General features: G+C 42.9%; 26 protein-coding genes, 1 tRNA gene and 1 pseudogene. 15 read left to right on the forward strand and 13 right to left on the reverse strand.

What is annotated here, in order from left to right; genetic code table 11:
- Positions 1 to 30 precede the first annotated feature (30 nt).
- The 3 genes from cca to ACP5L5_RS01125 all read left to right on the forward strand — a co-directional run bounded on the left by cca (position 31) and on the right by ACP5L5_RS01125 (position 2,565).
- On the forward strand, positions 31 to 1,401 hold the full coding sequence (cca, locus tag ACP5L5_RS01115) for a CCA tRNA nucleotidyltransferase (RefSeq protein WP_013603637.1): 1,371 nt from the start codon (positions 31 to 33) through the stop codon (positions 1,399 to 1,401).
- A gap of 63 nt (positions 1,402 to 1,464) precedes the next feature.
- A complete protein-coding gene (locus ACP5L5_RS01120; protein WP_428761016.1) occupies positions 1,465 to 1,905 on the forward strand; it encodes a hypothetical protein in 441 nt (146 codons plus the stop codon).
- A 6-nt stretch (positions 1,906 to 1,911) separates the two neighbouring features.
- The gene (locus tag ACP5L5_RS01125; RefSeq protein ID WP_428761017.1) at positions 1,912 to 2,565 is read left to right on the forward strand and encodes an orotidine 5'-phosphate decarboxylase / HUMPS family protein; all 654 of its coding nucleotides are present in this window, start codon (positions 1,912 to 1,914) and stop codon (positions 2,563 to 2,565) included.
- Here ACP5L5_RS01125 and ACP5L5_RS01130 read toward each other — a convergent pair.
- The 3 genes from ACP5L5_RS01130 to ACP5L5_RS01140 are packed head-to-tail and all read right to left on the reverse strand — an operon-like array spanning position 2,562 to position 5,385.
- The gene (locus ACP5L5_RS01130; protein WP_428761018.1) at positions 2,562 to 3,335 is read right to left on the reverse strand and encodes a TRM11 family SAM-dependent methyltransferase; all 774 of its coding nucleotides are present in this window, start codon (positions 3,333 to 3,335) and stop codon (positions 2,562 to 2,564) included. The genes ACP5L5_RS01125 and ACP5L5_RS01130 overlap by 4 nt on opposite strands.
- Entirely contained in the window at positions 3,280 to 4,386 is a 1,107-nt protein-coding gene (locus ACP5L5_RS01135; RefSeq protein ID WP_428761020.1) for a DUF373 family protein, read from the reverse strand. Before ACP5L5_RS01135 ends, ACP5L5_RS01130 begins: the two co-directional genes overlap by 56 nt.
- Before the next feature lie 3 nt (positions 4,387 to 4,389).
- Positions 4,390 to 5,385, reverse strand: coding sequence for a coiled-coil protein (locus ACP5L5_RS01140; RefSeq protein WP_428761021.1), 996 nt, complete (start codon positions 5,383 to 5,385; stop codon positions 4,390 to 4,392).
- Between the two features lie 103 nt (positions 5,386 to 5,488).
- Between ACP5L5_RS01140 and ACP5L5_RS01145 the strand changes: the two genes are divergently transcribed.
- Together ACP5L5_RS01145 and ACP5L5_RS01150 are read left to right on the forward strand one after the other, a co-directional pair.
- Positions 5,489 to 7,249 (forward strand): succinate dehydrogenase/fumarate reductase flavoprotein subunit, encoded by a 1,761-nt coding sequence (locus tag ACP5L5_RS01145; protein WP_428761023.1) that lies wholly within the window; start codon positions 5,489 to 5,491, stop codon positions 7,247 to 7,249.
- A 49-nt stretch (positions 7,250 to 7,298) separates the two neighbouring features.
- Positions 7,299 to 7,718 carry a Trm112 family protein gene (locus ACP5L5_RS01150; protein WP_048056798.1) on the forward strand — a complete coding sequence of 140 codons (420 nt, stop codon included), beginning with the start codon at positions 7,299 to 7,301 and terminating at the stop codon, positions 7,716 to 7,718.
- A 30-nt stretch (positions 7,719 to 7,748) separates the two neighbouring features.
- On the opposite strand, the gene ACP5L5_RS01155 is transcribed toward ACP5L5_RS01150, so the two are convergent.
- Together ACP5L5_RS01155 and ACP5L5_RS01160 are read right to left on the reverse strand one after the other, a co-directional pair.
- On the reverse strand, positions 7,749 to 8,225 hold the full coding sequence (locus tag ACP5L5_RS01155; protein WP_013603629.1) for a hypothetical protein: 477 nt from the start codon (positions 8,223 to 8,225) through the stop codon (positions 7,749 to 7,751).
- 2 nt (positions 8,226 to 8,227) lie between these two features.
- Complete coding sequence (locus ACP5L5_RS01160) at positions 8,228 to 8,521, reverse strand: DUF211 domain-containing protein (RefSeq protein WP_428761025.1); 294 nt, start codon at positions 8,519 to 8,521, stop codon at positions 8,228 to 8,230.
- Between the two features lie 93 nt (positions 8,522 to 8,614).
- Between ACP5L5_RS01160 and ACP5L5_RS01165 the strand changes: the two genes are divergently transcribed.
- Positions 8,615 to 9,064 (forward strand): DUF2258 domain-containing protein, encoded by a 450-nt coding sequence (locus ACP5L5_RS01165; RefSeq protein ID WP_013603627.1) that lies wholly within the window; start codon positions 8,615 to 8,617, stop codon positions 9,062 to 9,064.
- Between the two features lie 23 nt (positions 9,065 to 9,087).
- Here the strand turns inward: ACP5L5_RS01165 and ACP5L5_RS01170 are convergent, their stop codons facing one another.
- The 4 genes from ACP5L5_RS01170 to ACP5L5_RS01185 form a co-directional block, all read right to left on the reverse strand.
- A complete protein-coding gene (locus tag ACP5L5_RS01170) occupies positions 9,088 to 9,894 on the reverse strand; it encodes a SagB/ThcOx family dehydrogenase (protein ID WP_428761027.1) in 807 nt (268 codons plus the stop codon).
- Positions 9,895 to 10,037: 143 nt separating this feature from the next.
- Entirely contained in the window at positions 10,038 to 10,388 is a 351-nt protein-coding gene (locus ACP5L5_RS01175; RefSeq protein WP_428761029.1) for a transposase, read from the reverse strand.
- A gap of 20 nt (positions 10,389 to 10,408) precedes the next feature.
- Positions 10,409 to 10,717, reverse strand: coding sequence for a hypothetical protein (locus ACP5L5_RS01180; protein ID WP_428761031.1), 309 nt, complete (start codon positions 10,715 to 10,717; stop codon positions 10,409 to 10,411).
- 6 nt (positions 10,718 to 10,723) lie between these two features.
- Positions 10,724 to 11,050, reverse strand: coding sequence for a hypothetical protein (locus ACP5L5_RS01185; RefSeq protein WP_428761032.1), 327 nt, complete (start codon positions 11,048 to 11,050; stop codon positions 10,724 to 10,726).
- A gap of 141 nt (positions 11,051 to 11,191) precedes the next feature.
- On the opposite strand from ACP5L5_RS01185, the gene ACP5L5_RS01190 reads away from it, so the two are divergent.
- Positions 11,192 to 11,335: a hypothetical protein gene (locus ACP5L5_RS01190; protein WP_428761034.1), complete on the forward strand. Its 144-nt coding sequence runs from the start codon at positions 11,192 to 11,194 to the stop codon at positions 11,333 to 11,335.
- Positions 11,336 to 11,565: 230 nt separating this feature from the next.
- On the opposite strand, the gene ACP5L5_RS01195 is transcribed toward ACP5L5_RS01190, so the two are convergent.
- Complete coding sequence (locus ACP5L5_RS01195; protein WP_013603625.1) at positions 11,566 to 12,180, reverse strand: haloacid dehalogenase; 615 nt, start codon at positions 12,178 to 12,180, stop codon at positions 11,566 to 11,568.
- A 52-nt stretch (positions 12,181 to 12,232) separates the two neighbouring features.
- On the opposite strand from ACP5L5_RS01195, the gene ACP5L5_RS01200 reads away from it, so the two are divergent.
- The gene (locus tag ACP5L5_RS01200; RefSeq protein ID WP_428761036.1) at positions 12,233 to 13,546 is read left to right on the forward strand and encodes a glycerate kinase type-2 family protein; all 1,314 of its coding nucleotides are present in this window, start codon (positions 12,233 to 12,235) and stop codon (positions 13,544 to 13,546) included.
- On the opposite strand, the gene ACP5L5_RS01205 is transcribed toward ACP5L5_RS01200, so the two are convergent.
- Entirely contained in the window at positions 13,543 to 14,658 is a 1,116-nt protein-coding gene (locus ACP5L5_RS01205; RefSeq protein ID WP_428761038.1) for a Clp1/GlmU family protein, read from the reverse strand. The genes ACP5L5_RS01200 and ACP5L5_RS01205 overlap by 4 nt on opposite strands.
- Positions 14,659 to 14,750: 92 nt before the next feature.
- On the opposite strand from ACP5L5_RS01205, the gene ACP5L5_RS01210 reads away from it, so the two are divergent.
- The 4 genes from ACP5L5_RS01210 (at position 14,751) to ACP5L5_RS01225 (ending at position 17,691) form a co-directional block, all read left to right on the forward strand.
- On the forward strand, positions 14,751 to 15,473 hold the full coding sequence (locus ACP5L5_RS01210) for an N-acetyltransferase family protein (RefSeq protein WP_428761040.1): 723 nt from the start codon (positions 14,751 to 14,753) through the stop codon (positions 15,471 to 15,473).
- A 26-nt stretch (positions 15,474 to 15,499) separates the two neighbouring features.
- Positions 15,500 to 15,576 (forward strand) — tRNA-Ala (locus ACP5L5_RS01215).
- 136 nt (positions 15,577 to 15,712) lie between these two features.
- The gene (locus ACP5L5_RS01220; RefSeq protein WP_428761042.1) at positions 15,713 to 16,060 is read left to right on the forward strand and encodes a hypothetical protein; all 348 of its coding nucleotides are present in this window, start codon (positions 15,713 to 15,715) and stop codon (positions 16,058 to 16,060) included.
- Positions 16,061 to 16,092: 32 nt separating this feature from the next.
- Positions 16,093 to 17,691, forward strand: coding sequence for an amidohydrolase (locus tag ACP5L5_RS01225; protein WP_428761044.1), 1,599 nt, complete (start codon positions 16,093 to 16,095; stop codon positions 17,689 to 17,691).
- On the opposite strand, the gene ACP5L5_RS01230 is transcribed toward ACP5L5_RS01225, so the two are convergent.
- On the reverse strand, positions 17,688 to 18,827 hold the full coding sequence (locus ACP5L5_RS01230) for an NAD(P)/FAD-dependent oxidoreductase (protein ID WP_428761046.1): 1,140 nt from the start codon (positions 18,825 to 18,827) through the stop codon (positions 17,688 to 17,690). The two genes, ACP5L5_RS01225 and ACP5L5_RS01230, sit on opposite strands and share 4 nt — an antisense overlap.
- A 64-nt stretch (positions 18,828 to 18,891) precedes the next feature.
- Between ACP5L5_RS01230 and ACP5L5_RS01235 the strand changes: the two genes are divergently transcribed.
- Together ACP5L5_RS01235 and ACP5L5_RS01240 are read left to right on the forward strand one after the other, a co-directional pair.
- Complete coding sequence (locus ACP5L5_RS01235) at positions 18,892 to 20,670, forward strand: molybdopterin-dependent oxidoreductase (protein WP_428761047.1); 1,779 nt, start codon at positions 18,892 to 18,894, stop codon at positions 20,668 to 20,670.
- A 146-nt stretch (positions 20,671 to 20,816) separates the two neighbouring features.
- Positions 20,817 to 21,218 (forward strand): hypothetical protein, encoded by a 402-nt coding sequence (locus ACP5L5_RS01240; RefSeq protein WP_013603617.1) that lies wholly within the window; start codon positions 20,817 to 20,819, stop codon positions 21,216 to 21,218.
- Here ACP5L5_RS01240 and amrS read toward each other — a convergent pair.
- Entirely contained in the window at positions 21,215 to 22,357 is a 1,143-nt protein-coding gene (amrS, locus tag ACP5L5_RS01245; protein WP_428761049.1) for an AmmeMemoRadiSam system radical SAM enzyme, read from the reverse strand. The two genes, ACP5L5_RS01240 and amrS, sit on opposite strands and share 4 nt — an antisense overlap.
- A 125-nt stretch (positions 22,358 to 22,482) precedes the next feature.
- Between amrS and ACP5L5_RS01250 the strand changes: the two are divergent.
- A pseudogene (locus ACP5L5_RS01250) lies at positions 22,483 to 22,764 on the forward strand (30S ribosomal protein S26e); the annotation flags it as partial.
- Positions 22,765 to 22,840 lie beyond the last annotated feature (76 nt).

The raw sequence follows: 22,840 nt of genomic DNA on the forward strand, positions 1-22,840 counted from the left end.
ATTTATAACTATTCCATACTTAACCTAGTTGTGAATATTGAGGATGTAATTTCAGAGGCTGTGAAGATAGTCACGCCAGACCTTGAGGAAAAAACCAAGGTAATTAACATGGCTAATGAAGTAGTTAAGTTAATTACAGATGGGTTACTAAAACGTAATTATAGGGATTTTGCTGTAACGATACAGGGCTCGGTAGCTAAGGATACCTGGTTACCTGGTGATAGGGATATTGATATTTTCATCGTATTGCCTAAGGATTATCTTAACAAAATTAGGGATGGTAGCATAATTAATGATTTAATGAATATAGCGATTGAAAATAATATTAATTGGAGTATTAAGTATGCTCAGCATCCTTACATTCAATTACTAATTAATGACTTCGAAATAGACGTAGTGCCATGTATTCGTATCAATCCTGGTGAACGGCCATTAACTGCAGCCGATAGAACCCCATTGCACACTGATTTTGTGAATAAAAAACTTGGTCAGAGAAATACTGATGTTAGGTTGTTAAAGGCTTTCTTTAAATCGGTGGGTGTTTATGGCGCTGAGATTAGGGTACAGGGTTTTAGCGGTTATGTGAGTGAACTTCTAGTGATACACTATGGTTCATTTCTTGATACAATAAGGGCTATCAGTAATTGGTCAGTAAGGCACGTATTTATAGACATGACAAGTACTTACAATGAGAAGGATGCGGTAAAGAAATTCAAGTCACCTGTTATAATAATAGACCCCGTAGATCCTAATCGTAATGCAGCGGCATCAATAAGCAGGGATACTTTAGCTATGGCCATAGCTGCATCGCGAGAATTCCTTAGGAATCCACGAGTAGAGTTCTTTATGAGAACACGTAAGGTAGTGAAACCCACATTCGTGCTTCCAACGGTCGTAATAAAAATACCATATCCAACAAATACATCACCAGACATTGTGTGGGGTGAAATTAAGAAATTAATGGCTTCATTAACTAAGAATCTCAAGAAGCTCGATTTTAAGGTTATCCGATCAATGGCATGGAGTGACGATAAATCAATAATCCTCTTAATGATATCCTTCAACGAATTAGAACTTCCTCAATATGAACTACATGAAGGACCTCCCGTGAATTCAGATGCTGCCGAGAGGTTCATTAAGAAGTATATTAATGAACAAAATATTATTGGCCCATTCATAAGGGGTTCACGATGGTTTGTGGTTAGGAGTAGGAGATTTTTTGATGCCGTTAATGCAATAAGGTATTTAGTATCTACCGTATCGTTAAGGCATCTAAGAAGTTCCCTAAATAATGCTGAATATATGAAGTTAAAGACACCTAGTGATTTAGAGATTTTCAGTTTGAATGAGAGAGCTATTGTTGAAGAATTTCTTTGGTCAAGACCCTGGTGGTTGATTTAGGTTGTTCTCTCAATTTTTCATAAGCGATATTTTTTTAAAGTACTTCGATACTAATCAATGGGTATGTCAACTACACCTGATCTCGAATTAATGACCTTCAAGGGGGTTAAGGAGCTGCTTAGTTATGTAAATAATCAAATAAATGATCTTGAGAAGAGAATTAAGGATATTGAGGATATGATGGGCGACCTTAAGGTTAAGGCCGATAAGTACATGGCGCTACTGCAGATGATAGAGGAGATAGTTGGTAAGGGCCAACAATTACCACTGTCCACAGCAGTTGAACTTACGGGACTAAAGATAATCTTTGACCCAAGGCCAATTGATGAGTATGAGACCCTTAACGAGAGTAGGAAGGCAATGGCGGATAGATTAACTGCATTAACCAGGGTTAAGGATATACTCGAGGTTATAGTGAATAAGCTCGGTGATAAGGCTGAAGTGCCAATACTAGTTGAATTAAAGACTGGGATTCCTATTAAGATAATTTTCAGGAGTTGGTGAGTTTAATTGAAATTACAAGTAGCGCTCGACCTTACAGAGCCTAGTTTGGCTGTTGATTTGGCACGTAAACTATGCACTGCAAGGGTTGTGGACATAGTTGAGGCGGGCACTCCATTAATAAAGTCAGCAGGGATATTCATAGTTAGCGCACTAAGGATTGCCTGCCCTAATGCAGAGATAATGGCTGATTTAAAAACAATGGATGTTGGTGCGCTTGAAGCAAGACTGGCAATTAATTCCGGTGCTAATATAGTTAGTGTTTTGGGTGCCGCAGCCAATGAAACAATAGGTGAGTTTATAAACGAGGCTAGGAGACTTAATGGCAAGTCGTTAGTTGACATGATAAGTGTTAAGGACCCCATTACTAGGGTTAAGGAGTTGCTTAGTATTGGGTTGAGACCTGACTATGTTGGTCTTCATCTAGGCATTGATGTTCAGAGGAGTAGGGGTTTAACCATTGAGGATTTAATAAATGAGGCCATAAATATTAAGAATAATTTTGACCTAGCTGTGGCCATAGCAGGTGGTATTGATGAAAAAATAGCACCTAAAATAAGGGGTACTAATATCGATATTGTGGTTGTTGGAAGGGCAATAACACAGGCAGCAGACCCAGTAATGGCTGCTAGGGTCATAAGGAATTCTCTCGGTATTAACTAAGGTTTTCTAAAAACATATATCAATCGTGTTAAGCCACCATGGACGTACTGCAAACCACTAATTACTAACTCAAAGCCTAAGTTTAAGAACCAATCAAGGGAATCAACATAGGTAGGATGCGAGAAGGCTATGTAACCACCTCTTCTCAATATTCTGAAGGATTCTTCGGCGAATTTTCTATAAAATGAGTCCAAATCTATATTACTTATTGATAGTCTATTGTATGGAGGGTCTGTGGCTATTGAATGAATTGAATTATCCTTAATAGGGCTCAGGAGAGAGTCTGAGTTTATCGAATCGGTATACACACCACTACTTACCATACTTAAGTATCTCGGATTTGTATCAATCCCAATTACGTGAGCGCCAACTAGCATAGCCTCCTGCGCGATTATTCCAGAGCCTACGAATGGGTCAAGGAAAACTTCATTCTCATTAGTTCTTGCTAAGTTAACGAGTAGTCTGGCGATACGTAAGTCAATACTAACGATATTATCCTTTCTGCCTCGCTTTAGGGTCCTATACCTCGATCTGTCAAGTTCTGCAAAGAGTGTTTCGTTAGTATCATCAATGACCCATGCACGCCTAATCAATGCCGCTCTACAGAATCTTCTTTTTAGGGATTCAAGGCTACCCCTATAATTTATTATTAAATCCTTGGTATCATCAATAAGATCCAGGGACCCATCGGATAATTCACACAGTGATTCTAATTCACCGTAAGCCAGAGCCTTTAGGTCCCGGCTTACCTCTACTCTTAACCTTACCATACTTATTTCTTAATATACTTAATACTATCAATGTTATTAATCCTACCACAGTATAGATTGTTAAATTGAAAAGTAGTACGTACGTACCCACCTTACCAAGCATATAACCAGCTAAATCACCAGCTACAAATAATAGGAACATCGTTAAAAGCGCATCAGCAGCTACCCTACCAAATGGCTTTACTTTATACTTAATGTAAACCTCGATTACATTAACTGTAAGTATTGCACCAATTACAAGCCCCATTAAATCAAATATATTCAATTCACCCCAAATTGGTATGGCTTGATGTAGTATATAATAGGTAGATAGCAAGTATACTATTGCAAAGAAGACTGAAAGTGCTGATATGAAAAACGTTGTTTCATACATTCTGATAAATCGGAGTAAGCTATTATGAAGATTAAAACCGTAGAGCATAAATACCGCGCCGAGTAATATTGTTATACTAGCTATTATCATGGTTCTAATGATAATGGGTATGTACGGCCATATACTATAGAACGTACCATAAATCAGTAATAAGGCTCCGGGTACGCCGAGTGCATATCTTCTATACTTAGGTTCACTGAATAATTTACCAATGTAGTACTTGGCAAGCACAGCGAATTCCTCAAAACCCCTGGTTTGTTTAACAACAATTCTTCTAACAGAGACAACGGGTCTTCTCGATTGAATAAGTGGAACAACAACCTCGTCAGATGGTCCATCAGATACCACGATAAAGCCATCAGCATCAAAAACTTGAAGCACCTTATCAACTTCATTAAGTATCTTCATGTCGGCAGTGACATCCTCTGAACTCGTTCCCGTAACCACCGCAATCTCTACATTCTCTGCGCCAAATGTTGATATTAATGTATCATATAATTGTACCGCGCCAAACATGGCGTTAGCATCGGAATCATCTGGATACCTAAGTATGTATTCTGTGGCTACCTTAAGTACATTACCCCTGCCTATAATCGGTGTTGGAACGCCAAGTCTCTCGCCTACATCATTGTCCCTATCAACATACAGTACAATTAATCTTCTTACGAGCTTAGACATGGCCTACTTCTCATTATCTTCATCTAACTCCAGCCCTAATAAATCATTCAGTGATACTCTTTCACCTTTCATTAATTTCTGAAGCCCCTCCTCAGCCTTTTTCTTCATCTCCTCCTTCATCTTGGCCTCCTCCTGCTTCTTAACAACTAGGTTCTTGGATTTACGTGCTGCCGCTAAAAGCAGTTGGTACTTATTTAATTCATCATTCAATTCCTTTAACCTAGCCCTTAACTCCTTTATTTCAGCGGACCTACTCAGTATCTTAACCTTTAATTCATCACGCCTAGCCTTAAGTGAATCCCTCTTACTCTTTAATTGAATGATTTCATTAACAATGGACTCCCTTTTTTTCTTAAGTTCCTCCAATTGCATCTTAATATTAGCAAGAGCATTACTGTAGAGATCCCTCATCTGCTGCACTATTTCCATCCTTTCTTTACGTATTTTCTCAATTTCCTGAGAACTATTACTTATATATTCCTTAATCCTTGAGAGCACCTCAGCCGCGTTTAACTCCTTCTCTAATTGCTGTATCGTCCTAAAGAACTCCCACTCCCTCTCAGGGTCTGTGGGTGATATTTCATGCTCAAACTCAAGCTTATCTATTAATTCCTTCAACTTATCCTTATCAACAGGCTTACCACCAATCAAATCATTAATCATCTTTAGCAATTCCCTATACTTCCTTACCTTATCCATCAACTCCTTAATTCTCTGAAGAAGCTCCACTCTCCTATTCTTAAGTTGCTTTAGTGTGTTTACGGCATCATCTCTGCTCTTTCTTAACTTATTTATTTCCTCCTTAATACTTCCTAACTCTGTCCTCTTATTATTGAGTTGATTTATTACTGCGCTTAATTCCTCCCTAGTTTTATTCAATTCATTACGAAGACTCTCCCTCTCTTTCTCCTTCTCGTCGATTTCATTTCTAACCTTAAGAACTTCACCACTCAATTCCTTAATCTTATTCTCTAGCTCCTCCTCATTTAAAATTGGCATTCAGGTAAGCCATATTAAGGAGGGTATTAATAATGCTTATCCCGGTCCTGAAGCCTCAATAAGGGAAGAAAATATAAATCACCTATGTAAAACGAAGTAGAGTATGACTGAAGTACTTAAGTACGACTTAGTGATTATTGGGTCAGGCCTAGCGGGTTTAAGGTCAGCATTTGAAGCTGCCAGAGTCTCGCAGGGCAAGATAAGAATTGCCGTTTTATCCAAGGTGCATGCAATGAGAAGTCACTCCGTCAGTGCTGAAGGTGGTGCAAGCGCAGTCCTCTACCCAAAGGAGACAGGTGATAGTTTTGATTTGCATGCATACGATACTGTTAAGGGCAGTGACTTTCTGGCTGATCAAGATGCTGTTGAATTATTAGTACGTGAAGCACCCAAGGAAATAATATTCATGGATCATCTGGGCGTTCCCTGGTCAAGGGATGAAAAAGGCAGGATATTACAGAGACCATTTGGCGGAATGTCAATTCCCAGAACCACCTTCGCCCAAGATAAAAGCGGCTTCTTTCTAATGAGTACGCTATATGACAACGTACTTAGATTTGATAATATTGAAATGCTTCATGAATACTTCGTCACATCATTAATAATGAATAACGGAGTATTTAGGGGAGTTACTGCCATAGACCTAAGGACAGGAGAATTCAAGGCAATACTTGCTAAGGCAGGTATAATCGCGACTGGAGGTAACGGTAGAGTTTATAAATTCACAACAATGGCCTGGTCATCTACCGGTGATGGCTTTTCCCTAGCTTATAGGGCAGGTATACCACTTAAGGACATGGAGTTTCCGCAATTCCATCCAACGGCTTTAGTGCCTAACGGCATATTAATAACGGAGGGCGCCAGAGGCGAGGGCGGTTACTTGGTTAATAAGGAGGGCGAGAGGTTCATGAAGAATTATGCGCCAAGTAAGATGGAACTCGCGCCTAGGGACATAGTTAGCAGGGCAATAGTTACTGAGTGCCTACAGGGCAGGGGCTTTGTGGATGAGGAGTCTGGACTTTGTTATGTATTGCTTGATTTAAGGCATCTTGGTGAAGAGAGAATAAATAAGAGATTACCAATGATTAGGGAGATAGTAATTAAGACGCTGGGTATTGACCCAGTTGATGAGCCGATACCTGTTAGACCAGCAATGCATTATATGATGGGCGGCATACATGTTGATCTATATGGACAGGTAATGCTCGATGAGGAAAAGACGAGAGTACCTAACTTATGGGCTGTTGGTGAAGCCGCTAACGTAAGTGTTCATGGAGCCAATAGGTTAGGTAGTAATTCATTAAGTGATTGCCTTGTGTGGGGTAGGATTGATGGTGCTGCTGCCGCTAGGTACGCAATGTCAGCTCCAGACTCAATGCTTGAATATACTGGCGACATAGCAGCAAGAGTGGCTAATGAGGAAAGTAGGATATTCGATAAACTACTGCACAAGGAAGTTGGTGCTGAAAACCCATACTCTATTAGGGAGGATATGAATAGGACCATGGACACGTATGTGTACGTATTTAGAGACAAGAGTGGACTAGAGGAGGCATACTCAACTATAAAGAGGTTGAGGGAAAGGTTCCAGAATGTTAGGATTGAGGATAAGGGCAGATATTACAACACTAATCTTAGAGACGTGCTAGAGCTTGACTTCCTGCTCGAGCAAGCTGAGCTAATAACCATTGGGGCAATAACAAGGACCGAATCAAGAGGTGCTCACTATAGGCTTGATTATCCAAAGAGAGATGATGCTAATTGGCTGAAGCATACAATATACTTCTACACACCTGATGGGCCGAGAATAAGCTATGCGCCGGTTCGTATAACGAGATGGAAACCTGAGGAAAGAAAGTACTAAAATTAAAGTAGGTAAAAGTAATTAAAGGGGTATTAACAGGAGTTCTTTCGTGAAATACAGACTAATGGATGTATTGGCATGCCCATACGACAAGACATTCCCATTAACGCTAATAGTGCTTAGGGAGAAGGAGTATCCTGAACGAAAATATGAATGGAATAGGAGGCCATTCTGTGAGGAGTACTGTGCACTTAAGAATGTCTTCATAAAGAATTACCCAAACCCGCAGGAACTACCCTGCGACGAGTGCATTAAGAAGGAGGTTGTTGAGGGCATACTTTACTGCACTAAGTGCGGTCGTTGGTACCCAATTAAGGATGAGATACCAATATTATTACCTGATGAACTCAGGAATAAGGAGGAGGATAAGGCCTTCCTAGATAAAGTTAGGGATCAATTAATTAAGGTCAATCCTGAACTCGGAAATAAAATATTGAGGGAAGGAAAACCAACTAACCTATCAACATAATGAATAGATAGCAATCGTGTACCAACGTCTTTAAATAACAGAGCCTATAAATGACATGGTTATTCCTAGTACTATGTAAAGGATGAGCCAAAGAATGGCATTCCCCCTAAAGTACCTACTCATTAACGTACCGAAGACACCGAGCATAATTACTGGGATTACTGGGATCCAAAGCACCTTAATTAGGTACATTGTTAAGTCAGTGATTAAGGCGCCAATTAACGATACTGTGCCAAAGATTAGGCCCTTAATCAATGCATCATAAATAGCCTTCCTATGCAGGCTAGTCCTCAGCAACGATCCTCTTCTCATTAGCAAAGACCTCTCAATACGATTTAACGAACTCCTCTCTTCAATGTACTCAGCCATGAATGCGGTTACTAGGTTGATTACCGTGACTATAACCACCAACTTGACCGTGCTCCGCGTAGTCTCACCTAACACGAGTGTCGTCAAAACACTATCCAAAAAACCAAGTACCAAGTACCTGCCATCAATACTTACCATACTCACCTCTCCTTAAGCAACTGAGGATTAAGCTCAAGCAAGTAATCCCCAACCACTACCTGGTCAATACTCCTAATAGCGCCACCCAAGTCCTCAATAACCCTCTTCACCTCATCATAATTTATATTATCACCCTCAACGACAATTACCAGGCCTAGAACCTCAACATCAGTGTCGGTAACGGTGACATTAACAGCCTTAACACCACTAACCCTTCCTAACCTATTTGCGAGCTCCACTGTGGAGACACTACTTGGTATATCAACATCAAGCACAACCCTACGTAACCCACTCAATTCAGATCAGAAATAATAAACCACACCCCTACTTAAGTATTTAACCCGCATCGGAAAATAAGTTTTAAATGAAGCCTGATAATATAGTATATTATGTCTTGGAAACCCAGTGAAGATGTAGAACGAGATAAGGAGCGAACCGTAGAATATGAGAAACTATACAGTGGCTTCACATTCCAAGGGCCATTAACTGTCGAGTTAAGGACAGGCATAATCATAGCAGCAAGATTCGCCGATAAATTAAGGCGTGCTGCATTCGCAGCTTTTTCAAAGATGGTTCCTGAAGATGTGATACTCAGGGATATTGCCGAGTTGAATAAGGCCGTATACGATGAGATGATTAAGAGAAACATCGATAAGTTAGCTCTCGTGAGGATTAGCATCGTAGTATCATACGATCAAAAGGCAAACAGGCTTAACTTCTCTAATTTAAAGATTGAGAGACTGTATACGGAGGACGAGGTTAATAAGGCCATTGAGGAAAGATGCGGTGAGTTAGAGAGGAAGATTGAGAGAATAAGGAGTATAATAGGCTCGATATAAGGCATCTAAAGTTGCATCTATGGTTAAAAACCACGTGCCTCTTTACCAATAAGCATTAGCAATACTGGGAATTCCTCAATGCAATCAATACCGAGGAATCTGCATAATTCATTGTCGTAGAAGGCGCCCACGGCCCTAACGCCAAGTTCCAAACCTATTGCCGCTAGGTATATATTTTCCATCGTGGCGCCAGCGTCAAGCAGGACATACCTCAAAGCCCTCTTCCAATATTTCCAACGTGTTCGTGAATAGAATGCCGTGAGTATGACGACTACTGACGCCCTACCAACGTGGTCCTGCCCAAGGGCTAGGTCAACCATTAATGAATTATATTTACCTAGTTTAAGGGTCTCTAGTGCGTGATTGAATGGGTCATAGCGATAGAGTCCCTCCTTTAACCCCACCACGTTGTGAACCACTGGATAGGCCTCAATGGGTTGTAAAGCTCCCGCTGATGGATATGCACGTAGTGGGTATTTACCTAATCCATAGGCCTGGGTCCAACCAGTAATGCCTAGACCCAGGTAAAGTATGGTTGCTAAGTCATCGATGCTTATTGGCTCATCAATAAAATCCTCCGCACTTCTTCTTACGGTGATTACATTACTCACAGCCATGGTAATGGGCTTAGGATTTGGCAATTTAATCACGTAATTACCCCTGGTCCTTCTCAATGAAGGCATCGTACCAACTCTCCTGGACCAATACTCATTCCTGTAATGTCTCATTAGGAAGTCGCATGCTATGCCGATATCTTTACTTATGAGCTTCTTAAACATGGACAATGCCTCACTGGGTATGATATCCCTTAATGCCTCATCCTCACACATGATATCTCAATAAAAATATAACAAATGATATTTATTATTTTGACTTTAGTTTAGCACTGAGCAATTACCGCAACTACTCAGAGGGTAGGGTTTAGGTCTGGTCGTTGCTTTTCGCTAACTGTTAGTGCTTCTTGATGCAGTCTTCATCCCTCACGAGTTTTCCTTCCCTCTGTCATGGCTTCATCCTTCATTGGGAGGGCGTTCGGGGATGACCCAGGCGCCCCCACATGCGCCTTGAGCCATACGTTCATTGCACCAACCACATCCCTATCAGCGATAAAGCCACAGGCTGGGCAGTGAGCCAACCTATTCACGTATTCTAGCTTCGAGTCGCACCTCGGGCATTTGCTTGATGTGTTCCTTGGATTGACGAATATGACTGGCACGTTATACTCAATTGCTTTACTCACTATAGCTTGCTGGTGTCTCCTGTAGGCGAATAGGCTCAACTTCCAAGTAATTAATGATGGCTTGCCGTTAATCGAACTCCTCAATCCATTAAGGTCCTCAAGGACTATTGCATGCCCATGCCTTCCGGCATACTGAACAATGGATACTTCCTCATTAGTCCCTCAGCCCTAGCCCTCTTAGACAGGACATCAATGAATCTCGTCCTTAACCTTTCAACCTCAAAACCATTGAATAGCGTCAACTGCCTTAGATTAACATCAACAGCTGTGAATCCCCTGGGCACGTATGGAGCATAGAGGGTCTCAAAGACTATGCCCACGAATAACTTACCACCTAAGTACTTCAGGTGAACCTCCTTCCACTTAAACCCAAGGAATCTCCTAACGTATTCCTCCCTTTGCCTAAGCCTCAAAACATACTACCTATCCCTAACAATAATCCTGATTGTGCCATTGCCTAGATTAACCCTTGTGTCCTGGTAATCGAGCCTGATTGACAATGCCTTGACAATTGGTTTAGAACCATTATTAGCCCTTGCCGATTTCACAATGGCTAAGGCTTGGTCGTAAATATTCCTGGCAACATGAGCTCTAAAGCCGTAGCCCCTAAGCATTGGGTAGAAGAGTTGATGAAGCTGGGACTTCCTAGGCAGGGAATCCAAGTCCCACAAGGCATCAATCAGTCTCTGAAGGGCATGCCTGCATAGTGCCAAGTTCCAAAGTAAGTCATTTAATGTTTCCTTCAACCGCCTCAGCCCTAAGAGCCCTGTAGTGCGTCCCCTCCCAGATCCGCCCACCCAGGCGGATAGACCCAGTCATCGGTATCACTGGTTATTTTAGAACTCAGTTTTATAAAACTTTGTACTCATTTTTTGCTGAATTAGAGTATGGTAGCAATCTATGTGTTTGAGGGTAAGGTTGTAAAGACAATGAACAGGTACCTCATATACCCACCGAGGGAATACCAGGAAAAACTAGCAAAACTACACGGAAAACCACTAAAAATCATCGTGATAGAGGAGGGGGAATAATCACGTAATTAAAAATAACGAAATACCCACAAGTATTTAAAATTTAGAAGAGGCTGCGAATAACCAGCCACTATCAACCATTCCCGATATTGATAGGAAGAGCAGGTCCCAAAACGTCAAGGCTTTTCATAACTTAACAATACTTTTACCTGCCGTAGAATTTTGTTCGTTTTCCGTATTTCCGATGAAGGGAGGTCACGAGATCGAAAGATTTAGAAAATTTTTAAGCCTTACTCCAGTGAATTATTTACGTTAGAATTTTTCGATGATTGTTCCTGAACCACCTTAATATTTAATGTCTTGTAGAATATCTTTTCATTAAGCCAGTTAATGTTGGATGACACGTAATCAACCTTCTTCCTCATCTCGTAATCCCTGGGCTCTAGACTAAGTAAATCCAGGTAAAGCTCCTCCATTACCCTCTTAGCCTTTAACGCGAAGTCTAGGTTATTCTTAATCATCTCCTCAGTCGCCTTTCTACTGAGCTCGCCCGTGAAATCAGCAATGCCGTTTATGTAGGGCTCAGCGTCGATGCCTAACTCACTCGGGCTTGGTATCCTATTTTCGGTCATGAAGAACCACATTGTCATCGCCTCAACGTACTCCTGGAGACTAATTACTGCGTTATTATAATACATTGGATACTTGGCAATTAATTCTCTGAGTTTATTAACGAGATCCTGCATCTCCCTTATGTATTTACGCGCTGTCTCAATATCATCCCTAATCAATGAGTATATTACGGACTTAGAAAGCCTATTCACCTTAACCCCAGTCTCAATAACCTCATCCTTAACCTCCTCAAGCTCTCTCAACCTCGCCCTTAATCCATCGGTGTCAATCATACGGTTTGGTATCAGCCCAAGCCTTAAAAAGCAATTGCCACTAATAACTCACGTGGTATTTCCCGTATTTGGTGGTGACTTACTGAGTGATTTACTAGGTCTCATTCTTAAGTCCTCAGACCTATACCTCAGGACCTTAAGAGCAATCAATATTGGTAATGGTAAGGTAAGAGTCATGAGACATGAAATCGATAACTTCTATGTCATAGCCATCGGTAAGGGCTCAGTGGGGATGGCTAGGGCAGTTGAGGATGCGGCCTACGATAAAATCATTGATGGGATTGCCGTGGTGCCCAAGGGGACGCCAGGTAATCTACGGAAGATAAGGATCCTTGAGTCAACACACCCATTGCCAACAGAGGCAAGTGTTAATGCTGGTTTGAAGATACTTGATTTACTAAGTAATGTTAGGAGTGATGATTATGTACTATTCCTAATAAGCGGTGGTGGTTCAGCCCTGGTCGAAGTACCCATGAAAGGTCTGAGCCTTGAGGACATTAAGGAAGTAAATAACCTACTACTGAGGAGTGGGGCTACTATTCATGAGATAAACACCGTGAGAAAGCACCTATCGATGACGAAGGGAGGGAGACTAGCCAAGGAGGTAATTAAGAGGGGCGGTAGGGTAATAACGTTAATAGCAAGCGATGTACCTGGCGATGACCCGGCAACGGTTGCCAGCGGACCAACAGTCCCTGACCCAACCACGTATAAAGATGCCATAACCATACTGAGGAATAGGGGTCTTTGGGATAAGGTACCCAGTACCGTTAGGGAGGTTCTTGAGCAGGGTTTGAAGGGCATAATTGAGGAGTCGCCTAAGGAGTTGGTTAATACATGGAATTATGTGATTGCGAGCAATATGGACGTGCTCACGGACTTGGCAAATTATGCCAAGTCGCTTGGTATGGAGTCCTTAATACTCACGTCTAGGATGGATGGGGAGGCCAGGGAGGTTGGTAGGTACTTGGCGAGTGTAGCACTGGAGGCCAGGTTTAGGGGTGTCCCGATTCGGCGTGGTTTGATCCTATCTGGTGGTGAGCCTACGGTTACGGTGGTGGGTAATGGTAGGGGTGGTAGGACGACGGAGATATGCATGGGTTTCGCATTATCGGTGAGGGGCGTTGATGGAGTCTCCATGATTTCCATGGCGACCGATGGAATCGACGGAAACATGGATGCAGCGGGCTGTGTCGCTGATGGTCACCTAATCGAGGAAGCCATTAAGTTAGGTATTGACCCAGTGAATGAGTTACGTAATAACAATACCGCGGTCATATTCGAAAGGGCAAACACCATAATACGTACTGGGTGGACGGGCAGTAACCTAAACATCGTCACAGCAATCTACGTCTCAGGCTATTAAAGTAGTGGAAATGGTTCAATCTCCTCAAGCTTCTCCGGGTCAACACGTAGCCTACCCATGACTGCCTCCTCAAAGTAATCTGTGGTGACAAGGGCGTTGGCTATACCCTCCTTAAGATTAAATTCCTTAATCACGCCAAAGCCTACCAGGAAACCCCTACGCACCAAGCCAATGAATACATTATTAAAGAGCCTAGACGGGACCTTGACCACACTACCATGCCTGGTGACCTTAGCCACGTTATCAATCACGTAATGACCGCAATTATTGACTATGCACTCAATCACTGAGTTACCAATGATTTTGTTTAACTCGATATTGACATTAACCAACTCACCACTTAAGTACCTACGTAATGCTTGATTCCTCAGAAACCTCCTCTCATCTGAGTCTCTGGGTCTTACGTACTTTGATCTAGAAACATTAATTACCTTAACACCTGACCTTAAGCGTAGGTTAATGCCTATGGATACTACGTAATCCGCACCAACCGCATCAACGACATTCCTTATCAACTCAATACCGCCATCCACAACCCAACCAGGCATGTCAACCAACACGAGACCCGGCGTCCTACTAAAGGCCTCCCTAACCATAGTGCTAACCCCGCCGATAAACCGACCAATGCATTGTGATGGACTGTTACAACCAATGAAGAACCCGCTCATCATGTGTAAGTCCTCTAATGTTGGCGTTGGTAATCCAACGCAGGAAAGCCCAATAACACCGGGAGGCCCTATCGATGACTGACCAACATCGGCATCTATGACGCATGTACTTAAGCCCCGGATAACGTGCTTATTCAGTAGATACGTGGTTAGTGTGGTCTTGCCAGAATCGATATCGCCAACTATTAAGGCAATACCCTCGAGATTAAGCTCATCCCAATCGCTTGGTATTGTACTACCATCAACATACCTAACGGAACCCCCACTAACGGATAATGTGCATGAACCCCTGGCGAATATGGGCAAAACCCTAAACCTTTCAACACTTAATGAACCATTCACGGGGTAGCCCAACACCTCGCATTGCCCGCTCGCCACGGTTATAGTTGCAGGTCCTTCCACGATTAAGGTACCATTACTGAAGTTTAGGGTGAATGAACCCACGAAAAATAATTTTCATAAGATATGTTTAAGTGCTTTATTGCAAGGTTGGCGGGAAAAGGTAAAAATAGCGGTATTTGGCATTTACGGCCACAATGAATGAATTGACGATACGAAAGGCATCATCCAGTGATGCAGAGCAAGTAATAGGGTTCACTAGGAATACGTTTCAGTGGGGTGATTACATACCTAGTGTTATTAATGAGTGGATTAATGAGGGCACGGCCTACGTTGCAATTATTAAGGACAGAATAGTAGGCGTAGTAAACATGGTATTGATTAGGGAAACAAGCACGGCATGGCTTGAGGGAATTCGAATCCACCCCAGCTATAGAAGGATGGGCATTGGTAAGGCATTAACGGAGTACGTACTCAATGAAGCCGTGAAAAACGGTATTAGGTACGCGATGCTAATGATCGCTGATTGGAACGAGCCGAGTCGACGCCTAGCGAGGTCCCTGGGATTCCACGAAGTGTTAACCCTATTCACAGGCGTGGCAAGGCCAAGCCAAGTAAGTATAGTCCGTGGAGAGGCAATTCGGGAAGTAATCAGGGAGGCATTAAAAAGGACTAATGGCTACTTCTGCACAACAAGAAGACACTGGCTATGTACGAGGGCCATTGAGGACTTTGTAATGACCATGATAGACGAGGTGTACGTCGGAAGAGGCATAGGCCTTGGTGAATTCTCCATAGGGCCACCAACAACGCCTATCAAAACCGAGGTACTTGCCACGGAGGAGGGAGACTTCGAGAATTACTACGGCAAGTTCATTGTTTACGAGAAGGAACTAGGTCAAGCACAGGCAAAAGCTTAAATTTCTTAGTTCTCGACTTTCTCCTTGGGCCGGTAGTCTAGCCTGGAAGGATGCCCGCCTTGCACGCGGGAGATCCCGGGTTCAAATCCCGGCCGGTCCACCATGGATCGTTAGTCCTCACAAAATATCCTCCTGATTTCCTTACTTATACTCTTTTACTAAAGATATCCCGGCTATCTCAGTTAGTGACGTTGCCGAGTTATGTAAATTTAAAAATTCACAACTCTCATTAATTCTTAGTGGGTGGTGTTTCTCTAAGTGATGTATATGGACGTTGCGTCACGGTTTATGAATATAGTATACTGGTTAAGTTATGTACCTCGACTACGGTGTTACTAATTGTTCTATCCTTCTTTTTAATAGCCTACAACTTCTTCATCAGCATAATAGTCATTGCGATCATTCTCTCATTCTCAGAATTATACCATAGGGAATTGAGGGTTGATAGGGTCGTCATGGTTAGACACGGCAGATATTACATGGTTAATTTCGTGTGCGGTAACGAGATAATCAGGGCCAGGGCAAACCTAACCACAGCGTCTAGGATAGCCTCGATCATTAAGGTGCCCATCGACTTTTACCAGTAACACTTACATATGCGCTTTAATAACTCTAGATAATGGTTAGCGGCTTTGTTTTGTTTAATGGTTTGGTTTATCCATCATTCAAGCCCCTGGTTAAGGCTGAGGCTATGGTTGTAGTTGGTGATAGGGTTGTTTATGTCGGTGATGAAACAAGAGCATTGAGGATTGCGGATGCCCTTGGGCTCGAGAAGGTGGACTTAAAGGGCCGTGTTGCGATGCCAGGATTTATCGACGCCCATGCGCACTTGGACTCGATAGGCATTAACCTGGCGACACTGGATTTAAGGGGTATTGATAGTATTGAGGAGTTGAAGAGTAGGCTTAGGGAGTATGTGAAGAGTGTTAAGACCAGGTGGGTAATGGGTAGGGGTTGGGATCAGGAATTGTTTAGGGAGAGGCGTTGGCCGAGTAGGTTCGACATTGATGAGGTGGTCAGCGATAGACCCGTCATGCTGGTTAGGGTCTGTGGTCATGCTGCCGTGCTTAACACGAGGGCTATGGAGTTAACTGGGCTCTTAAATGCAGTGGATAGGGATGTGATTAGGGATGAGAGGGGTGATGCGACTGGAATTATTGTCGAGCGCGCCCTAGATAGGGTTGAGGAGGTGATTCGGGATTCATACACCGTTAATGACTATAGAGATTTCATGATCAATGCAATGAAGTACGCAGCGTCGCTTGGCGTTACAACAATGGGCTTCGTGTCTGTGGACCTTAGGAGTTTACAATCATTAATAATGATTGAGAGGGAACTCGGTAAATTACCAATTAGAGTTAGGGCGTACCTGAACCCATTTGATCATGGAATTGACGTTATCGAGTTACTGAGACAGCTCGGTATTAAGGCCGGCTTTGGATCCCAGTACCTGAAGATCAATGGCATTAAGGTCATCGCCGATGGATCTCTCGGCGCGAGAACCGCCTGGCTGTCTAAGCCGTATAGTGATGACCCAGGTAACTCTGGTAAGCCTAATTATGGTTTTGATGAGTTGATGGGTATTGCTAGGAGGAGTGATGAGGCTGGTCTTCAGCTTGCGATTCATGGTATTGGAGATAGGATGATCGAGACTATTCTCGAAGTCTATGGTAAGGTGAGCAATGCCCCATACCTTAGGCATAGGATTGAACACGCCTCAGTCCTCAGGGAGGACTTAATAAGGAGGATTAGGGAGCTCGGCATCGTATTAGCCGTTCAGCCCCATTTCATTATTAGCGATTGGTGGGTCGTGAATAGGGTTGGTGCTGATAGGGCTAGGTACGTGTACCCATTCAAGACGCTGATCGATAATGGTATCATGCTCGGCTTCAGCACAGACGCGCCAGTCGAGCCGCTAAATCCATGGGAGACCGTGTATGCGGCGGTTACCAGGGGCTGCTATGAGGGTATAGAGCTCTGTAAGTATACGGGTAATGAGAGGGTAAGCGTGGTAGATGTCCTCCACTACTACACGTATGGTTCTGCATACCTACTCCGTGAGGAGAATGAGTTCGGAAAGCTCGAGCCAGGTTACCTAGCTGACTTCATAATAATCGATAAAGACCCACTAAGCGTAGGCGATAAGGAACTAAGAAACATAAAGGTACTAGAAACATACACAGGAGGACAAAAAGTATATATCCGTGAATCTCATTAAAACGCAGCCTTTTCTTGCACTATTCCCTGTATTGTTCTTCCCTCCCTGAATCTATTTAGTCTGAATATGTCCTTAAACGTTTTTATTTTTCCATACTTTATTAGTTCCGTGACCATGATGGCGAAGGCCGGTGTCAGCTTAAATCCGTGGCCACTTAAACCAACAACAATAACCAAGTCCTTAATAGGTTCATCAATAATTGGCATCCAATCAGGTGTAACATCGTAGAGGCCCCTCCAACCGCCCAGGTACTTGGCATTTACGAACCACGGCAACCTCCTGGCTGCATTCTCCATGACACCAACGGCATAGTCAAACTCAGGCTCAGCTAGTGGGTTGAAGTTATCTGGATCCGGCCAAACATCCTCGGGTGGGTACAATAGTCCCATTAATCCGTTAGTCGAACCCTCAGGCCTTATATAGAAGTTATTCACGTAATCAAATACGTTGGGTAGTGACCTACCCATGTCAACCCTAACCACCCTCTCAATAATATTTTTAATTGGCAGGTTTAGTTGAGGTAGTAACTTTGGTGTCCATACATTTGTCGCGATAACGTAGTGATCAGCCCTTACAATATCGTCACTATTAACGAGTCTCACGCCAATTACCTTATCATCATTAAATTGAACACGTGCCTCATCAATAACTAACTCAACACCCAACTCCCTAGCCCTATTCATGATTGTGTTTGTGTATAGGCCCGTATCCACATAACCCGCATCCTCCTCATAAATACCGACCTCATCCTGTGCAGTATCTATATCGAACATTTCACGGATCTCATCATTACCCAGTAATCGAACCTTGGCACCAACATTACGTAGCATTTCAAAGGTCTTCCTCATGTCGGCCTCATCGTTACCAAGGACCAGGAGGCCTGTCTTCGTGAACACATTAACGCTGAATTCCTTCTCGAAGTTCATGAAGAATTCATGACTGTAATGCGACATACTAGCCACATCCTCATTCGCATAGTAACTCCTAACGAGGCCTAGAGAATATGCTGTCATTCCTTGAGCGACACCATGCTTATCAATGACCAAGACCCTAAGGCCCTCCTTGGCGAGGTAGTAAGCCGTTGTTATTCCCGTGGAACCAGCACCAACTACTATTACATCGAATACCCTGCTCATGGTCAATCCTCACTTATCACTGGGAATTAGTTTATAACTAGTACGTGATTGACCACTAATTAACATGGTAATTGCATGCACGAGGGACTGCTACGACACATGCATATTTGACGAGAACTATAGGCCACTTAACATATTCCCGATTAATGGCTTCACATGCGCCAGGGGTAGGGCTGACCTAATTAGGAATGAGAGAAATAGGGTTACTTCGGCCTACATAGATGGTAAGGAGGTCAGTATTGATGAGGTCATTAAATACGTGGCAAGACTACTCGGGGAGGCCATAAAGAAGGATCCGGCCAGGATACTACGTACAGACTATGACGGAAACCAGGGATTACTCACGTGGTATTTCCCAGATAGGCTGTTTAATGTCATTGGCGCATCACAGACTGATAGGTCCATATGCTCTGCGGAGGGTCACGCAGCCATCAGGTCGCATTACGGCACCAGCATGGGTGCCCTGCCTGAGGATTTCGTTAAGTATAAGGCTGCCGTGTTCTGGGCATTTCCTGCTAGTGTGTCGGCGCCTCATATATGGGCTTTATTCATTAAGAAGTTCAAGGTGGCGATTGATGTTAGATTCAGTGACACAGCTAGGAAGTCGGATAAGGCAATAATAGTTAAGCCTGGTACCGACGTGTTTTTGGCACTCGGCATAATCAAGGTGCTTATTGAGGAGGGTCTTGTCGAGGGTAAGGTTAGGCATTTTGAGAAGTTGGCTAGCTACGTCGGGAAGTTCTCGCTTGATTATCTATCAAGGATTAGCGGCGTGTCCATCGATGACATTAAATGGCTCGCTGAGTTTTACCATGGTTATAAGCCATTAACGCTGATCGGTTTTGCTCTTGGGCGTTCCCTAAATGGCGGTGATGCCATTGGTATGATTTCACTAATCCCAGCCTTAGTCGGTCTAGAGAGGGGTTATTATTACTCGAACTCTCTGGGTTGGGGAATAGACTTTGACTACCTTAGAGGTCTTCACATGGCCAAGTCATCTAGGGTTATACCCATGGCTGATTTTGGGGATTACATTGAGCGTGGTGAGGTCGATATCATGTATGCCTGGAATGAGAACCCTGTGGTTACCCTACCAGGTGGTGACAAGCTGATTGAGGCTGTTCGTGAGGGCAGGGTCACATTAATTGTTCATGACCCATACTGGTCCGAAACGGCTAAGCTAGCTAATGTCGTTATTCCGGCGCCGACGTTCCTTGAGAAGTATGACGTAATTTATAGTTATTGGCATGATTACCTGGTTTACAATGAACCAATTAAGTCTCCTAAGGGTATAACGGAGGTTGACTTAATGCGTAGATTAGCTAAGGAGCTTGAGATTTCTCATCCACTACTTCTTGAGGATCCCTGGGAGGCCGTGGATAGAGCCATAAGGCCTGCTGGTATTACATTGGAGGAGTTGAGGGAGAGGAAGGTCATTAAGATTAAGCCAAAGTATTTACCCACTAATGAGCCAGATGCGTTTCCACTGCCTAATCTCGTAGAGCCCAGTGAATTGAGTAGTTATGAGATTAGACTAGTTTTTACTTCGCACCCACTTTATACGAATACGCAGTTCCGCGAGATTTACGGCAATCTAGAACCTGTGGTTTATACTCATGATTATGAGGGTATTGTTGTTTTGGAGAATGAGTTTGGTAGTGTTAGGGCTAGGGCTGTTAGGGATGATAATGTGCCTCCTGGTGTGGCATTGATTTATAAGAGTAGTCTTATTGACCTTGATGGTAAGCCAATAAATAGTATTACAGGGCGCGTTAAGGGTAAGTATGCAGGTACACCATTGCTCAATGGTATTAAGGTTAGGGTTAATGTCGTGAGTAAGTAATGTATAATTTTACCAATTTATTATTGGTTAATCAAGTTATTTTTACATTATTTATGGTAATTAATAAGTCATTAATACCTAATTTACCGTGCATAATTATTATTTTTAGGGACATGTTTTTAAACAATTCCCATTAACGAAATGAAATGGTCGTAGAGTTAGCTAAAGGATCTACTAGGAATTTGAGGAGATTTCTAAGGAAGTTGAACTTGGCCATAGGTAAGTGTTTTGATGATATTGAATTCACGTCATTATTAAGGAGCGTTAATAGTAGGTATGGCGATGATTATTGGCTGCTGGGTTGGAAGGAGCATAAGGCAAGTGATTATTTATCACTTTTTGTATTAACACTTATTGATAAGTATAATGAGGAGTACGTGGTTAGGATCTATGTTAATGTCAGCACAATAAGCATAGTACTCCCCACTAACCAGCTTAATCTCACCGATGAGACTACGGGTATAACAATGCTAATCAATGGAAATACTGCTAACCTATCAGGCAGGGTATTCTGTATCACTAATATTGAGATTAAGAGGTTAACCTAACCCTCCTGTCTTTTAACATGTATCTTGTTCCTAAGTTCCTCGATCTGCTCCCTAGTTACTCTAACATACCTAGACAATAATTCAATAGGTACGTAGGCGAACCTATCACTTAATCTCCATGTCGACCATACCCTACCACCAATATTAATTTTAGCACCACAGAACTTACACCTGCCATCATCCGTTAAATTAACCTCCAATATGTCGAAACCCCTCCTCCTAATCACAACCCTGCCACAACTTGGACAATAGGTGTTTTCGAGTTTATGCCCAGGAACATTACCAATATAGACGTATTTAAGTCCCTCCTTCTTAGCCACCTGAGCATGCTTCTCCAGTGTCTCTATGGGTGTTGGTGGTAGGTAATCAACGTTATAATCAGGGTGAAACCTTAGGAAGTGTATGGGCGTCTCGGGCCCTAAATTATCCACTATCCACCTGACAAGCTTATGGGCATACTCCAGGTTATCACCTATCTCAGGAACTACGAGATCCGTAATCTCAACGAATATTCCCTTTCTCTTCATCTCAAGGATTGTCTGGAATATGGGCTCTGGATCGGGAACTAATGAGAACTTCCTCAGGAACTTAGGCTCAGCGTTACCCTTAAAATCCACAGTAGCCGCATCGAGGAATTTAGATATGTAATCAATGGCTTCATCAGTCATGTAACCATTCGTAACGAACGTATTAAATAATCCCTTCTTCTTTGCGAGGATTCCGACGTCATGCGCGAATTCTGCGAAGATTGATGGTTCATTATACGTATATGTAATGCCTTGGGTTCCGTAGGTCTCCGCTAACTCGATTATCTTCTCTGGAGTTACCTCAAATCCCTCAAGAATCCTTCTCTGGCTTATGTCAAAGTTTTGGCAGTATTGGCATGCCCAGCTACAGCCATACGTGGAGAAGGAGAGCACCATTGAACCTGGGTTAAAGTGATAAAGGGGTTTCTTCTCTATTGGGTCCACGGCTATTGCCGAGATCTTCCCATAAACCATCAGGTAAAGTTTACCACCTAAATTCCACCTAACACCACAAAACCCATATTGCCCATCAGAAAGCTTACACCTCCTTGCGCATGCCGTACACTCAACCCTGCCATCAGGTAATGCCTTATATAATGTTGCTTCCTTCATTATTCTCATAGGTAATCATTAATTAATGATTAAAAACCTTATGAGGTAGATAAAACCGTTTTGTTCGGCACGTAATTACGAAGGGGGTATGTTTTTTAAGAGGCTTAATGTATGGCTTCAGGAATATGCCGAAGAAGAGGAAGAATAGGGGACGCCATAAGGGCGATAAGGGTAAGGAACCAATGGTTTACTGCGATAATTGTGGTAAGCTAGTGCCTAGGTCTAAGGCGGTTAGGGTTACTGTACCGTACTCGCCCGTGCCGGCTGACCTCGCAAGAGAGCTTGAGAAGCAGGGGGCGATTGTGCCTAGGTATTACGTAACTAAGACATATTGCATAAACTGTGCCATTTACCTAGGCATACTAAAGGTTAGGTCTGAGGATGAGAGGAAGAGGAAGATGGCGATGGCTAAGGCACCAATACGTAGAGAGACAGTAACGGCACCACCAGCTACTAAGCCAGCTCAAACGCAGTCTTCAACAC

The organism is Vulcanisaeta sp. (assembly GCF_049966235.1).
GTDB classification, from domain to species: domain Archaea; phylum Thermoproteota; class Thermoprotei; order Thermoproteales; family Thermocladiaceae; genus Vulcanisaeta; species Vulcanisaeta moutnovskia.